This window comes from Actinocorallia herbida (assembly GCF_003751225.1).
Taxonomy (GTDB): Bacteria; Actinomycetota; Actinomycetes; order Streptosporangiales; family Streptosporangiaceae; genus Actinocorallia; species Actinocorallia herbida.
Window position 1 is genome coordinate 2,884,315 of record NZ_RJKE01000001.1, and the last position, 14,313, is coordinate 2,898,627.

At 73.6% G+C, this 14,313-nt stretch carries 11 protein-coding genes; 7 read left to right on the top strand and 4 right to left on the bottom strand.

Annotated elements, in window-relative coordinates; all coding sequences use genetic code 11:
* Window positions 1-78: 78 nt before the first annotated feature.
* The gene (locus EDD29_RS13460) at window positions 79-1,680 is read left to right on the top strand and encodes a GMC oxidoreductase (RefSeq protein WP_211359703.1); all 1,602 of its coding nucleotides are present in this window, start codon (window positions 79-81) and stop codon (window positions 1,678-1,680) included.
* Window positions 1,681-1,888: 208 nt separating this feature from the next.
* Here the strand turns inward: EDD29_RS13460 and EDD29_RS13465 are convergent, their stop codons facing one another.
* Together EDD29_RS13465 and EDD29_RS13470 are read right to left on the bottom strand one after the other, a co-directional pair.
* A complete protein-coding gene (locus EDD29_RS13465; protein ID WP_123664726.1) occupies window positions 1,889-2,707 on the bottom strand; it encodes a FadR/GntR family transcriptional regulator in 819 nt (272 codons plus the stop codon).
* Between the two features lie 33 nt (window positions 2,708-2,740).
* Entirely contained in the window at window positions 2,741-4,297 is a 1,557-nt protein-coding gene (locus tag EDD29_RS13470; protein WP_123664727.1) for a class I adenylate-forming enzyme family protein, read from the bottom strand.
* A 187-nt stretch (window positions 4,298-4,484) separates the two neighbouring features.
* On the opposite strand from EDD29_RS13470, the gene EDD29_RS13475 reads away from it, so the two are divergent.
* The 4 genes from EDD29_RS13475 to EDD29_RS13490 are packed head-to-tail and all read left to right on the top strand — an operon-like array spanning window position 4,485 to window position 9,001.
* On the top strand, window positions 4,485-5,627 hold the full coding sequence (locus tag EDD29_RS13475; RefSeq protein ID WP_123664728.1) for a CaiB/BaiF CoA transferase family protein: 1,143 nt from the start codon (window positions 4,485-4,487) through the stop codon (window positions 5,625-5,627).
* A gap of 22 nt (window positions 5,628-5,649) precedes the next feature.
* Complete coding sequence (locus EDD29_RS13480; RefSeq protein ID WP_123664729.1) at window positions 5,650-6,819, top strand: acyl-CoA dehydrogenase family protein; 1,170 nt, start codon at window positions 5,650-5,652, stop codon at window positions 6,817-6,819.
* Window positions 6,820-6,851: 32 nt separating this feature from the next.
* On the top strand, window positions 6,852-7,733 hold the full coding sequence (locus EDD29_RS13485) for an HpcH/HpaI aldolase/citrate lyase family protein (protein ID WP_123664730.1): 882 nt from the start codon (window positions 6,852-6,854) through the stop codon (window positions 7,731-7,733).
* Complete coding sequence (locus EDD29_RS13490) at window positions 7,730-9,001, top strand: acetyl-CoA hydrolase/transferase family protein (RefSeq protein ID WP_123664731.1); 1,272 nt, start codon at window positions 7,730-7,732, stop codon at window positions 8,999-9,001. Before EDD29_RS13485 ends, EDD29_RS13490 begins: the two co-directional genes overlap by 4 nt.
* Before the next feature lie 75 nt (window positions 9,002-9,076).
* Here EDD29_RS13490 and EDD29_RS13495 read toward each other — a convergent pair whose 3' ends face one another.
* Both EDD29_RS13495 and EDD29_RS13500 read right to left on the bottom strand, forming a co-directional pair.
* Window positions 9,077-11,743: a helix-turn-helix transcriptional regulator gene (locus EDD29_RS13495; RefSeq protein ID WP_148085949.1), complete on the bottom strand. Its 2,667-nt coding sequence runs from the start codon at window positions 11,741-11,743 to the stop codon at window positions 9,077-9,079.
* Window positions 11,744-11,750: 7 nt separating this feature from the next.
* Window positions 11,751-12,185, bottom strand: a complete 435-nt coding sequence (locus EDD29_RS13500; protein ID WP_123664733.1) for a universal stress protein — start codon at window positions 12,183-12,185, stop codon at window positions 11,751-11,753.
* 347 nt (window positions 12,186-12,532) lie between these two features.
* Between EDD29_RS13500 and EDD29_RS13505 the strand changes: the two genes are divergently transcribed.
* Complete coding sequence (locus EDD29_RS13505) at window positions 12,533-13,333, top strand: alpha/beta hydrolase (protein ID WP_211359704.1); 801 nt, start codon at window positions 12,533-12,535, stop codon at window positions 13,331-13,333.
* Between the two features lie 250 nt (window positions 13,334-13,583).
* Window positions 13,584-14,309: a PIG-L deacetylase family protein gene (locus EDD29_RS13510; RefSeq protein WP_123664734.1), complete on the top strand. Its 726-nt coding sequence runs from the start codon at window positions 13,584-13,586 to the stop codon at window positions 14,307-14,309.
* The last annotated feature ends 4 nt before the right edge of the window (window positions 14,310-14,313 follow it).

The following is a 14,313-nucleotide window of genomic DNA, read 5'->3' on the forward strand; positions in this document are numbered from 1 at the left end:
TTTCGAGAACTTCGCGTCTGCGGATGGGTGCCCGTTGGGCCCACCCGATCCATCCACCGGATGAGCAGGAGTCGAACCATGTCCTCAGTCCTTCCCCCCACCCCGGCCGTCGGCCGGCGCACCGTGCTGGGCGCAGCGGCGGTCGGCGGCCTCGGCCTCGCCGTCGGCGTCGCCCCCGGGCGCGCCCGCGCAGCCGTGCCGGTGACGGAGTCGCGTGAGCGCGCCGTCATCGTCGGCACCGGCTTCGGCGGCGGCGTCACCGCGCTGCGGCTCGCCCGCGCCGGGGTCCGCACGCTCGTCCTGGAGCGCGGCCTGCGCTGGCCGACCGGCCCGAACGCGACGACCTTCCCGCGCATCGCGAACGTCGACCGGCGCTCGGCCTGGCTGAGCGACCACAGCGGCATCCCCGGCGTGCCCGGCACCTGGAAGCCCTACACCGGCCTCATCGAGACCCTGAAGGAGCAGGGCATGACGGTGAACTGCGGTGCCGCCGTCGGCGGAGGCTCGCTGATGTACCACGGGATGACGCTCCAGCCGACCGAGGAGTACTTCGCCGCGTCGATGCCGTTCGCCGCCGACGACTACGCCGCGCTCGACCGGTGGGCCTACCCCCTCGTCGCGCAGATGCTCAAGATCAGCACGATCCCCGACGACATCCTGGCGACCGACCCCTACAAGTCGTCCCGGCTGTTCCTCGACGCCGCGCCCAAGGCCGGCCTGGACACCTTCAAGGTGCCGCTGCCGATCGACTGGTCGTACGTGCGCGGCGAACTCGACGGCAGGTACACGCCGACGTACACCACGAGCGACCTGGCGTTCGGGGTGAACAACGGCGGCAAGAACTCCATCGACGTCACCTACCTGAAGGCCGCCGAGGCCACCGGACGGGTCACGGTCGAGGTCCTGCACGTCGTCAAGGACATCTCGCTCGACGCCCGCAGGCGCTGGGTCCTGCACGTCGACCGGATCGACACCGACGGCGTCCTGCTCGAGCAGAAGCGCATCACCGCCGACGCGGTGTTCCTGAACGCCGGATCGGCCGGCACCACCCGGCTGCTGGTGAAGGCCCGCGCCAAGGGGTTGGTCCCCGACCTGCCCGACGCCGTCGGCACCGCCTGGGGCAACAACGGCGACCGGATCTACTCCTGGCTCCAGATGAACGGCGACCCCGGCACCCGCCAGGGCGGCCCCGCCTGCGTCGGCGGCCGCGACCCCGACGCCGCCATCCCGTACACCATCATCCACGCGGGCTCCCCCATCGCCCCGCCGAACGGCGCGAAGATGATGACGGTCGTCGGCTTCGGCGTCGTCGACCCCGTCGGCACCTGGGCCTACGACCCGGCCGCCGACGACGCCCGCCTCACCTGGTCCGACTCCGGCGACGCCGCCCTCCAGGCCCTCCTCAAGGAGCGGATGACGGCGTTCACCACCGCGGCCGGCGGCATGGTGATCGACACCAACGCCGCCGAACGCTCCACCTGGCACGCCCTCGGCGGCGTTCCCATGGGCCCCGCCGTCGACCGCGCGGGCCGAGTCCGGGGCCACCGCGGCCTCTACGTCCTCGACGGCTCGCGCATCCCCGGCTCCACCGGCGCCTGCAACCCGTCCATGACCATCGCCGCCCTCGCCGAGCACAGCATGGCGGCCATCCTCCTCCAGGACCTCGGCCGCGTGTTCTGACCCCGCCCGGATACCGAGCCCGCCCGTCATCCCAGACGGGCGGGCCGTCCGCGTGCGGGGGGAGGAGATCAGCGCGGGCCTCCTCCTCCGCCCTTTCGTGGCAGGCGAAAAGGCGCAGCGGGACGGCGAGGACGGCGGCGAAGACGGGAGCCATAGGACACGGTGGGGACCACCACCGGCCGTGTGGTGCCGGAGGCCGGCGTGGCCGTCAGGACTGGCGGATGCGGTTGCGGGTGCGGGGGGAGGCGGCGTCGATGACGCGGTGCTTCAGGGAGCGGAGCACCCAGCGCTGGGTCGCGGTGAGGTGTTCGGTGGCGAGGCGGGAGGCCTCGGTGGCGTCGCCCGCGGAGATGACCTCGGTGAGGCGTTCGTGGGCGTGCTGGGCCTTGGCGCGCTCGGCGCGGGAGGGGTAGGAGCCGCGGGACATCTGGGCGTCGGCCCAGGACTCCTCCTGGACGGACCAGAGGGAGGTGAGGCTCTTGACGACGACGCGGAGCGTGGCGTTCGCCTCGAAGCCGACCAGGGCGTCGTGGAAGTCGCGGGCCGTGCGGGTGAACGCCGCGCCGTCGTCGAGGTGGGACTCGCTCGCGGCGAGCAGCTCTTCGAGGCGGGGGACGATGACCTCGTGCCGGTCCTCGCGCTCCGCGCAGTGCGCGGCGCAGATCGGCTCCAGGACGGCGAGGGCCTGGCCGAGGTCGGGCACGTCGACCTGCATCGCCTGGAGGGTGAGGCCGAGCGCGTATCCGGCGGTGCCGATGTCGGGGGCGTGCACGGTCGCGCCGCCGCGGTTGCCGCGCCGGACGGTGACGAAGCCCTCGGTCTCCAGGATGCGCAGCGCCTCGCGGACCGACGGGTAGCTGACGCCGAACTGGGCGACCAGCTCGTCCTGCTTCGGCAGGGTCGAGCCGTCGGTGATGCCGCCGGCGAGGATTCTGTCGCGCAGCGCGGAGGCGACCAGCTCGGCCATGCGCAGCTGCCCGATCTTGGTCGGCGCGGGCTTGACCTGCTCGGTTCCGGCGGGCTCCATGTTTATAAGGTTATCAGTGATGGCCGTCCCGCCTCACGGGGTCTCGCCCGCGCTGCCGACGAGGTCGGCGAGGGCGGTCCGCTGCACCTTGCCCATGGCGTTGCGGGGCAGGGCCGGGACCTGGGTCCAGAACTCCGGGACCTTGTAGGGCGCGAGCGTCCGGCGGCAGTGCTCGGCGAGCGCGCCCGCGTCCAGCGGGCCCCCCGCGGTCTGCACGACCGCCGCGACGCGCTGGCCGAGCCGGGCGTCGGGAACCGCGCACACCGCGGCCGCGGCGACCTCCGGGTGGGCGGCGAGGACGCGTTCGACCTCGGCCGGGTAGACGTTCGCGCCGCCGCGGACGATGACGAGCTTCTTGCGGTCCAGCACGGTCAGCCAGCCATCGCCGTCCACGTGCCCGATGTCGCCCGTCGAGACGGTGCCCTGCGCGAACGGGCGGACGCCGCCCTTCTCCCAGTGGCCGAGCAGCGGAGTCCATGCCCCCGCCCAGGGGCCGGAAGAAGCCCCGGCAAGGCGCAGTTCCCCGGACTCACCCGGAGGCAGCCGGTTCCCTTGCGCGTCGTAGGCGGCGACGTCGAAGTGGGGGAGAAGGCGGCCGCTCGCTCCCGGCCGCCACTCCTCGCCCGGAGGGTCGATCGAGACCACGGTCGGCGCCTCCGTCAGCCCGTACGTCGCCCGGGGGACGAGCCCGTGCGCGGCGGCGAAGGCACGCCGCAGCTCATCGGGGGTGTCGCTGCCGCCGCTCCACACCTCGCGCAGCGACGACAGGTCGAGTTCCGGGCGCGCGGCGAAGTCGTGCAGCTGCGCCGGAGCGCCGTTCCACACCGTGACGCGGCGCGTGGAGATCCACTCGGCGACGCCCGAGGCGTCCCGCCGGTCCATGATGACGGCCCGGCCGCCCGCCTGGGCGGTGAGCAGCGTCGACAGGACCATGAGGTTGAGGATGGTGAGCGGGAAGCTGTCGCCCTTGCGCAGCTCGGGCCCCCAGCCGCGGCTCGCGACCAGCGCCGCGCCCGGCAACAGGAGGTTGCGCTGGCTGTGCACGACGGCCTTGGGCCGTCCCGAGGTGCCGCTGGTGAACGCGATCCCGGCCGGCGCGTCGGGATCGGCGGCGACGTCCGGGGCGTGCTCCGCGCGCGCGGTCAGCGCCGCCCAGGCATCGGCGTCGACCCGGCCCGGCACCTCGATGCGGCAGCGCGGCCCGGCCAGCACCACGGTGGGCTCGCACAGCTCGTGCAGGTCCCGCTGCTCTGCCTCGGTCAGCGCCTCGCCGATCCCCGCCCAGACGGCGCCGACCCGCTGCGCGCCGTGGAAGGCCGCGACGATGTCGAGGTCGTTCGGCAGGCAGGCCGCGACCCGGTCGCCGGGCCTGATCCCGCGCGCCCACAGCGCCCCGGCGGCCCGTCGCGCCCGCTCGTCCAGCTCGGCGTAGGTCAGCGTGCCGGAGGCCGCTTCGACGGCGATCGCGTCGGGCCGGACGGCGAGCGCCGCGTCCAGGACCCGGGCGATCGTGCCGGGTCCCGGTGGGCGCCCCGGCGTCCGACCGGTGAGGTGCTGTTCCTGCGGAAGGCCGCCGCCGTCGCTGCTCACACCTCAGTTCGTACCACTATCCTTATAATGATTCAACAGATACGATCGCGGCTGCGGTGGCCGTGCCGGTGCGGGCGCCGCGCAAGGGAAGCCGAGGACACCGGTAGGAGACGGCAATGCAAGTCGGACGCGCCCATCGGACCCGTCACCCCAGAACCCCGGACCGCCCGGCCGCCCGGAGCCGCGCATGACGCACCGGGGACCCCTGTCCGGCATCCGCGTCCTCGACCTGACGACCATGGTCATGGGCCCTTACTGCACCCAGATGATGGCCGACATGGGCGCCGACGTCATCAAGGTCGAGCCGCCCGCGGGCGACGACACCCGCTATGTCTCCGCGGGCCCGGAACACGGCATGGGCGGCGTGTTCGCCAACGTCAACCGCGGCAAGCGCAGCGTCGTCCTCGACCTCCGCACCCCCGACGGCAAGGCGGCGCTGCGCGCCCTCACCGAGCGCTGCGACGTGTTCGTGCACTCCATGCGCGCCAAGGCGATCGCTCGTCTGGGCTTCGCCTACGCCGACGTCGCCGCGCTCAACCCGTCGGCCGTCTACACCAACTGCTACGGCTACGGCCGCCGCGGCCCGTACGCCGATCTCGCCGCCTACGACGACACGATCCAGGCCGAATGCGGCATCCCGTCGGTCCAGGAGCGGCTGACGGGCGAGGCCGGGTACGTCGGCACGATCATGGCCGACAAGGTGGCCGGCCTGACCGCCCTCTACGCCACGACCGCCGCGCTGTTCCACCGCGAGCGCACGGGCGAAGGCCAGGAGGTGGAGATCGCCATGTTCGAGACGATGGCCGCCTTCATGCTGGTCGAGCACGCGGGCGCGGCGCTGTTCCAGCCGCCGCTCGGCCCCGCGGGCTACCCGCGCGCGGTGGCCCCGAACCGCAGGCCCTACCGCACGAAGGACGGGTACCTCTCGGCCCTCGTCTACAACGACAAGCAGTGGGCCGCGTTCGTCGGCGCGGTCCGGCCGGCGTGGGCGGGCGAGCACTTCGCGACGCTGGCGCGCCGCGCCGCCCGGATCGACGAGGTCTACGCGCTGCTCGCCGAGACGTTCCGGGAACGCACCACCGAGGCGTGGCTGGACCTGCTGCGCTCGCTCGACATCCCCGCCGCGCCCGTCCGCACCCTGGACGACCTCCTCGACGACCCGCACCTCGCCGAGACCGGGTTCTTCGAGACCGTCCGGTCTCCCTACGGCGACGTCCGCTTCCCCGGCCCGCCCGCCTGGTTCTCCCGCACCCCCGGCCGTGTCGCCGGACCCGCCCCCCGCCTCGGCGCCGACACCCGCGACGTCCTCGACGCCCTCGGCAGGTTCTGACCCCCACCCCCAGGAGAACACGATGGATTTCTCCCTCACCGAGGACCAGCAGAGCATCCGCGACGCCGTCCTCGACTTCTGCACCACCCGGTTCCCCGACGAGTACTGGCGCGACCTCGACGAGCGCGCGGTGTTCCCGCACGACTTCCACAAGGCGATGGCCGACGCGGGCTGGCTGGGCGTCGCGATGCCCGAGGACGTCGGGGGCGCGGGCCTCGGCATCACCGAGGCCGCGATCATGATGCAGGCCGTCGCCGAGTCGGGCGGCGGGATGACCGCGGCGTCGAGCATCCACGGCCCGGTGTTCAGCATGCAGCCCGTCGCCCTGTTCGGCACCGAGGAGCAGAGCAAGCGGATGATCCCGTCCGTCCTCACCGGAGAGCACCGGATCTGCTTCGCGGTGACCGAGCCGGACGCCGGGCTCGACACGACGAGGCTGCGCACCCGCGCCGAGCGCCGCGAGGGCGGCTACCTGGTGAACGGCGAGAAGATCTGGATCTCCGTCGCGCAGGTCGCCGACAAGATGATGCTGCTCGCCCGCACGACGCCGCTGGAGGAGGTGACGAAGAAGACCGAGGGCCTGTCCCTGTTCTTCACCGACCTCGACCGGGCCAGCATCGACGTCCGGGCGATCAAGAAGATGGGCCGGCACGCGGTCGACTCGAACCTCCTGTTCCTCACCGACGTGTGGATTCCGGAGGAGGACAGGATCGGCGCGGAGGGCGAGGGCTTCAAGATCATCCTGCATGGGCTCAACCCCGAGCGGATCCTGCTCGCCGCGGAGGCCATCGGCCTGGGCCGGGCGGCGCTCAAGCGCGCGGCGCGCTACGCCCGCGAACGCGTCGTCTTCGACCGGCCGATCGGGATGAACCAGGGCATCCAGCATCCGCTGGCCAAGTGCTGGGCGCAGCTCGAAGCGGCGAACCTCATGGTGCTGAAGGCCGCGACCCTGTTCGACGACGGGGCGGACTGCGGCGTCGAGGCCAACGCGGGCAAGTACCTCGCGGCCGAGGCAGGGTTCGAGGCGTGCCACACCGCGATGCTCACGCTCGGCGGGATGGGCTACGCGCGGGAGTACGACGTCGAGCGCTACCTGCGGGAGGTGATGATCCCGCGCACCGCCCCGGTGAGCCCGCACATGATCCTCAACTTCCTCGCCGAGAAGGTGCTCGGCCTGCCCAAGTCGTACTGAGACGTACCGAGCCGTTCGCAACGAGGAGAGACATGCAGAGCTTCAGCGCGCGATCCTGGCTGTTCGCGCCCGGGGACAGTCCCCGGAAGATGGCCAAGGCCGCCGACGGGTCCGCCGACGCCGTCATCCTGGACCTGGAGGACGCGGTCGCCGAGGAGGGCAAGCCGGGCGCGCGCGCGGGCGTCGCGGAGTTCCTCGCGGGCCGCCCCGAGGCGGAGCGGGGCCGCCTGTGGGTGCGGATCAACCCCTTGGACGGCCCGCACGCGCTGTCCGACCTCGCCGCGATCGTGCCCGCCCGGCCCGGCGGCGTCATGCTGCCCAAGGCGCGTGGACCGCAGGACGTCGAGGTGCTCGACCACTACCTGTCGGCGCTGGAGGTCGCGGCGGGCACGGAACGCGGCGCCATCCGGGTGATCGCGCTGGTGACCGAGACCGCCGAAGGCATGTTCACCACCGGGGCCTACAAGGGCGCGCCCCGCCTTACCGCGCTGACCTGGGGGGCCGAGGATCTCGCCGACGCCGTCGGGGCCAGCGACAACCGGGGCCCGGACGGAGGCTACGGCTTCACCTACGAGCTCGCCCGCAGCCTCTGCCTCCTGGGCGCGGCGGCGGCGGGCGTCGCCGCGGTCGACACCATCCACGGCGACTTCCGCGACCTCGCGGGCCTGCGCGCGCGGGCCGAGAAGGTCCGCCGCGACGGGTACCGCGGCATGCTCGCCATCCATCCCGACCAGGTCGAGGTCATCAACGCCGCGTTCGCCCCGACGGAGGCGGAACTCGCCGAGGCGCGCGAGATCGTCGAGCTGTTCGCGGCGCATCCGGGCGTCGGCGCGATCGGCCGCAACGGCGCGATGCTCGACCGGCCGCACCTCGCCCGCGCCCGGGCGCTGCTGGCCGCAGGCGGCCTGACATGACCGTGCACTGCGCGCCGGAAGACCTCGACCTCTCCCGCTTCCTCGAGCCCGGTGACCGGATCGTCCTCGGCCAGGCGTGCGGGGAGCCGACGACCCTGGTCGAGGCGCTGATCGAGCAGGCGGCCGGGATCGGCGGCCTGTCGGTGTTCATCGCGACGAGCTTCTCCGGCCTGCTCACGCCCGAGGCCGCCGACGCGTTCGAGGTCTCCAGCATGGGGGCGATCGGCGCGTTGCGGACCCTCGCCAAGGCGCACCGGCTGAGCGTCGTGCCGTGCCATGTCAGCCAGGTCGGGCCGATGATCGAGTCCGGCGTCCTGGCCTGCGACGCCGCGTTCGTCCAGGTGAGCCCCGCCGACGCGGAGGGGGACCACGGCTGCGGCCTCATCAGCGACTACGTGGGCGCCGCCGCGGCCCGGGCCCGGGTCGTCATCGCCGAGGTGAACGACCTGGTGCCCCGGACCCACGGTGAGACCCTGCCCGGCTCGGCCTTCGACTGCGCCGTCCACGTCGCCCGCCCGCCCGTCGAGGTGCCGCCGGCCCGGATCGGCCCGATCGACGAGGCGATCGCCGCGCACGCCGCCGCCTACATCGGCGACGGCGCGGTCCTCCAGACCGGGGTCGGCGCGGTCCCCGACGCGCTGCTCCGTCTCCTGCACGACCGCCGTGACCTGGGCGTCCACTCCGGCATGATCGGTGACGGCCTGGTCGACCTGGTCGAGGCGGGAGTCGTGACGAACGCCCGGAAGAAGACCGACCAGGGCGTCTCCATCAACGGTGCCCTCATCGGCACCCGCCGCCTCTACGATTTCGCCGACCGCAATCCCGCCCTCCGCATGTGCGCGACCTCCTACACCCACGACCCTGCCGTCCTCGCCCAGGTGGAACGGCTCGTCACCGTCAACTCCGCGCTGGAGGTCGACCTGACGGGCCAGGTCAACGCCGAACAGTCCGGCACCGCCTACCTGGGCGGCACCGGCGGCCAGGTCGACTTCGTCCGCGCCGGCTCCCGCTCCCCGGGGGGCCACGCCCTCATGGTCCTCCCCTCCACCGCCAAGAACGGCACCGTCAGCCGCATCACCACCGCCCTGTCGGGCCCCGTCACCACCGCCCGCTCCGACATCGACGTCGTCATCACCGAATACGGTGCGGCCGAACTCAAGGGCCGCACACTCGCCGAGCGGGCCCGCCGCCTCGTCGCGATCGCCCATCCCGACTTCCGCGAGACCCTGGAACGGGAGGCGGACGCCCTCCGCAGACGTGGCTTCTGAGCCGAGTTCGCCGGGCGGGGCCCGCCTGCCTTGCGGGCGCGGCACGACGGCCGGGCCCGCCGGATCGGGGCCCCGTCACCGGATGGGGATCAGCGTGCGCAGCTCCGCGCGGGCGGTGATGCCGAGCTTGGGGAAGATCCGGTACAGGTGGGAGCCGACCGTGCGCGGCGACAGGAAGAGCTGGGCGCCGATCTCGCGGTTGGACATGCCCTGTGCGGCGAACCGAGCGATCTGCAGTTCCTGGGGGGTGAGGAGCCGTTCGGCCGAGGCGCCGCGCTCGTTCGGCGCCACGCTGTCCCCGGTGGCGCGCAGCACGGTACGGGCGCGGTCGGCCCACGGTGCGGCGCCGAGCGTCTCGAAGCCGTTCAGCGCGGCGCGCAGGGGGCCGCGCGCCTCACGGGGACGCCGCTCCCTGCGCAGCCACTCGCCGTAGAGCAACCGGGTCCTCGCCAGCTCGTAAGGGTCACCGAAGCCTTCGGCCGCCGCGAGCGCGGCGCCGAACGCGGCGTCGCCCGGTTCGAGGAGCGCTCGGGCCCGCAGCGACAGCGGGTCGTCGCGCAGCGGCAGGTCCGCGGGGAGGTCGGCGCGCGCGTCGGCCCGTACGGCGGCTTCGACGACGTCGGCGAGCGCCCGGCGGGAGATCCGGAAATGCGCCGCGACGTCGTGCGGCGAGACCAGGCGGATCAGGTGCCGGTGCGCCGCGGCCGGGTCCGCGCCGGCCAGGTGGAGCAGGCCCAGCGCCCACACCGCGCGGGACGCGACGCTGCGCACCTGATGGGGCGCCGCCCAGTCCAGGGCGGCCGAGGCCATCTCGGAGGTCCGCGCCGCGTCGCCGGAGCGCGCCGCCGACAGCGCCAGGAGTGAGCGGAAGATCGCGGCGCGCAGGTGCCAGCCGGTCTCCTCGGTCAGCAGCAGCCCTTGCTCGGCCGTGGCCTGGGCGCTGCGGGGATGCCCGGAGTCGGCCTCCCACTGCGCGATGACCTCCAGGGCCAAGGCCAGCTCGCCGAAGGCGCCGCGTTCCCGCAGCTCCGCTTCGAGGCGGGTCGCGTATCCCTCGGCCGAGGGCCGGTCGCGCGCCCCGGAGTACCACTCGGCGCTGTCGGCCGCGTAGTGGAGATAGACGGGCTCGCCGTGGGAGAGCGGCCGCCACTCCGCCGCGGGCCGCGGCTCCTCCTCGGCCAGCACCGCCACGGCCCGCTGGAGCGGGGGCACCGGCAGAGCGCGCAGCCGCTCGGCGATGTCGCGCAGCAAGGGCAGGTCACCGGCGTTCCAGGCGAACCACATCGCCCGGCTGAGGACCTGGGCACGGGCCCGCGGGTCGGACAGCCCGAGCTCCGCCTGGCTCAGCGTGACCCCGGCCCCCGCCACCTCACCGGTCTCGCTCTGGATCGAGGCCAGCGTGTAGGCGAGCTGGGCCCGGGTGGTCTCGTCGGCGGTGTGCGGACCCGCGGTGGAGGCCAGGGTCCGCGCCCAGCTCGGGCGGCCGGCCAGCCGCGCGGCCTCCGCGGCGCGCGCCTGCCGCGCCGCCGCGACCGCCGGGTCGGGTGACAGCTCGGCGGACCGTGCCAAGGCCGCGGCGGCGGCCGCCGCGCCGCTGCGCTGCTGCGCCCGGTCGGCGACGGCCTCCAGCGCGTCCGAGACCTCCGCGTCACGGCCGCCCACGGCCGCGGCCCGGTGCCAGGCGGCGCGGTCGGGGTCGGCGGCCCGCACCCGGGCCAGGCACAGGTGGACGGCCTGCCGCTCGGCGAACGTGGCGCTCTGGTACACCGCCGAGCGCACCAGCGGATGCCGGAAGGCCAGGTAGTCCCCGCGGACGTGGACGACGCCCTTGCGTTCCGCCGGGTCGAGGTCGGCGGCCGCGATGCCCAGCAGTTCGCCCGCCTTCAGGAGGTCGGCCATCTGGAGCGCGTCGTCGGCGGCGGCCAGGAGCAGCAGCGTCCGGGTGCTGGGCGGCAGGCCCTGGACCCGGTCGACGAACACCGTCGTCAGGCGGGTCGCCCAGTAGGGGCGTTCGGGAAGCGGGACCGTGCCGGACAACTGGTCGGGGGTGAGGCCGGCGGGCAGCTCCAGCAGCGCCAGCGGGTTTCCGGCGGCTTCGGTCAGGAGTTGCTCGCGGACCGGCGCGGCGATCGGATGCGGCACCCGCCGCGTCAGCAGGAGGGCGGCGTCCTCGGCCGCCAGCGGCCCGACCGGCAGCTCGGCCAGTCCGCTGCCGCCGAACGCGTGCTCGTGGCCGTCCCGCACGCCGAACAGCAGGCAGATCTGCTCGCCGGCCAGCCGCCGCGCCGCGAAGCGGAGCGCGTCGGCCGAGGCGTGGTCGAGCCAGTGCGCGTCATCGACGATCACCACCGCCGGACTCGCCTCGCTGAGCAGGCCGAGCACCGCCAGCGCCAGGACGAACCTGTCGCCGGGGACGCCGCCGCCGACCGTCATGCCCAGGACCCGGGCCAGGGTGTCGCGCTGTGACGCGTGCAGGTCCCCGATCCGGTCGAGGACCGGGTAGAGGAGCTGGTGCAGCGCGGCGTAGTCGATCTCCGCCTCGGACTCCACGCCGGCGGCGCGCAGGACCCGCAGGCCGCGGCTTTCGGCGTGCCGCTCGGCGTGGTCCAGCAGCGCGGTCTTGCCGCAGCCCGCCTCGCCGCGGACGATGAGCGCGGCGCCGCGCTCGCCGACGCCCGCCGTCAGCAGCTCGATCGCGGCGATCTCGCGCTCACGGCCGAACAGGACTTCTGGCTTCAGCACCACCAGATCATGACATACGGTGATCTTTTCGTGCAGTCGCCAGGTCCAGGTCCGGCACTACCAGGACCGGCGTCGTGGCATGGTGCAGGAGGTAGTCCGCGACGCTTCCCGTCACCAGCGCACGGGAGCCGTCGAGGCCGCGTGATCCCGTCACGATGAGGGCGGCGCGGATCTCCTCGGCCACCCGGTCGATCGCGGCCCACACCGCGCCGGGTTCGGACACGGGCCGCGGCACCGCCTTGACCCCCAGTTCGGTGGCCCTGGCCGCGCCCCGCTCGCACACGCGCCCGGCCGCCGCCTCCGGCGCCTCGCCGTCCGGGGCCAGCAGCGGCTCGAAGACGGTGACCACGACGGCGTCCCTGCCGCCGAACAGACGTCCGGCGAACTCCAGGGCGGCATCCGCGCTGGCGGACCCGTCGTACGCGATCAGCAGGGGATTCATGGCACTCACCTTCCGAGGGCTCTCAGGACGGACGGCACCGACTCTGCCTCCGCCTTCAGCTCGCGGCATCAGTCGAAGTGACGGTACTTCGACTGAGCCGGGCCCCGCCGGTCCGTGCGGCGGGGACGGCGCGGCGGGCCCGCCGCACGCCGGTGAGGGGCGCCGTGACCTGCGGCGCAGGCGAACGGAGGCGGCGTTCACGAAGGCCGGAACGTCGGGTCGCCGGCGGGAAGAGACGGTCGGCCCGGTGCGCCGACCGGTGCGGCGGACGTCAGTCGTCCGACTCAAGCGGGGCGACGGACCGGCGGCACATGATGTGCCCAAGCCCTTACGAAACGGAGACCCCCGTGAACTCTGCCAAGCCGCCCGTCGTCTTCATCCACGGCCTTTGGCTGCACGCCACCTCCTGGACCCCGTGGCGTGAGCTGTTCACCGCGGCCGGATACGAGACCTTCGCCCCGGGCTGGCCCGGGATCCCCGACACCGTCGCCGAGGCGCGCGGCGCCGCGGCCGCGATCGCCGGGCACGGCATCGACGACGTCGACGCGCACTACACCGCGCTCATCGACAAGCTCGGCGTCAAGCCGATCCTCGTCGGCCACTCGTTCGGCGGCATGATCGCCGAGAAACTGCTCGGCGAGGACAAGGCCGCCGCCGCCATCGCCATCGACGCCGCGCAGATCAAGGGCGTCCTGCCGTTGCCGCTGTCCAGCCTGCGCTCGACCCTGCCGGTGTTCAAGAACCCCGCCAACATCGGGCACGCGGTCTCCCTGACTCCCGAGCAGTTCCGCTACTCCTTCGGCAACGCCGTCAGCCAGGAGGAGTCCGACGCCCTGTACGAGAAGTGGACGATCCCCGCACCGGGCAAGCCCCTGTTCGAGGCCGCCGCCGCGAACTTCTCCCTCCACTCGCCCGCCAAGGTCGACACCGCCAACGACCACCGCGGCCCGCTCCTGCTCATCGCCGGAGGACGCGACCACACCGTCCCGGAGGTCATCACCAAGTCCACGCTCAAGCAGTACCGGGGCTCCACCGCCGTCACCGAACTCCTGGAGTTCCCCGACCGAGGGCACTCCCTCACCGTCGACGGGGGCTGGCGCGAGGTCGCCGACGCCGGCCTCGCCTGGCTCGCCGCCCAGGGGTTGTGACCGCCGCCGACACCTCACACAGGGCGGCCTTCCCCGAGCACGAGAGGGGGAGGCCGCCTTTCGCGTTCTCGGGAACCGGGCGAGGTGAAGACGGCCTGCGGTGGCGGTGGGCTGGGAGGGGTTGCGAAGGGCTGTTGTCGGTCATATTGTTGACAATCTCGTATTGGATCGCGTTGATGTTCCTGCGGGGAACTTCAGCGACGATCAGGTGAACGGGCTCGGCGATGGGTCGGGCCAGGGAAGGACAGCCATGTCGGGACCGCTGCTGGTCGTCAGCGCGCATCCGGGGGACTTCGTGTGGCGGGCCGGGGGTGCGATCGCGCTCGCGGTGCACCGCGGGCAGCGGGTGGTCATCGCCTGCCTGAGCTTCGGAGAGCGCGGGGAGTCCGCCAGCCTCTGGCGCAAGGGGTGCAGCCTCGACGAGGTCAAGGCCGTGCGCCGGGAAGAGGGTGAGAAGGCGGCGGGCGCGCTCGGCGCCGAGGTCGTGTTCTTCGACGCGGGGGACTACCCGCTCGTGGAGACGCCCGAGCTGACCCGGTCGCTCGTGGACCTGTACCGGGAGCTCCAGCCGTCGGTGGTGCTCACCCACGCGCCGAACGACCCCTACAACGTCGACCACCCGGTCGCGGGCGAGATCGCGCGCCGCACCCGGATCCTCGCGCAGGCGGCCGGCGTGCCCGGCCCCGGCGACGTGATCGGGGCGCCGCCGGTCTTCTGCTTCGAGCCGCACCAGCCCGAGGTCTGCGACTTCAAGCCCGACGTGCTGCTCGACATCACCCCCGTCTGGGAGGCCAAGCTCGCCGCGATGCGCGGGCTCGGCGCGCAGGGCCACCTCGTGGAGTACTACACCGACCTGGGCCGCCGCCGCGGCGTGCAGGCCAAGCGCAACAGCGGTCCGAACCTGGGCCTCCCGGTCGACGCCTACGCCGAGGCCTACCAGCGGGTCTACCCGCAGGTCGCCTCCGAACTGGCCTGAGAGG

What these genes read in the sequence shown, in the direction of transcription:
- EDD29_RS13460 (WP_211359703.1), top strand. Translation starts at nt 79, where the DNA reads ATGTCCTCAGTCCTTCCCCCCACCCCGGCCGTCGGCCGGCGCACCGTG.
- EDD29_RS13465 (WP_123664726.1), bottom strand. Translation starts at nt 2,707, where the DNA reads ATGGAGCCCGCCGGAACCGAGCAGGTCAAGCCCGCGCCGACCAAGATC.
- EDD29_RS13475 (WP_123664728.1), top strand. Translation starts at nt 4,485, where the DNA reads ATGACGCACCGGGGACCCCTGTCCGGCATCCGCGTCCTCGACCTGACG.
- EDD29_RS13480 (WP_123664729.1), top strand. Translation starts at nt 5,650, where the DNA reads ATGGATTTCTCCCTCACCGAGGACCAGCAGAGCATCCGCGACGCCGTC.
- EDD29_RS13485 (WP_123664730.1), top strand. Translation starts at nt 6,852, where the DNA reads ATGCAGAGCTTCAGCGCGCGATCCTGGCTGTTCGCGCCCGGGGACAGT.
- EDD29_RS13490 (WP_123664731.1), top strand. Translation starts at nt 7,730, where the DNA reads ATGACCGTGCACTGCGCGCCGGAAGACCTCGACCTCTCCCGCTTCCTC.
- EDD29_RS13500 (WP_123664733.1), bottom strand. Translation starts at nt 12,185, where the DNA reads ATGAATCCCCTGCTGATCGCGTACGACGGGTCCGCCAGCGCGGATGCC.
- EDD29_RS13510 (WP_123664734.1), top strand. Translation starts at nt 13,584, where the DNA reads ATGTCGGGACCGCTGCTGGTCGTCAGCGCGCATCCGGGGGACTTCGTG.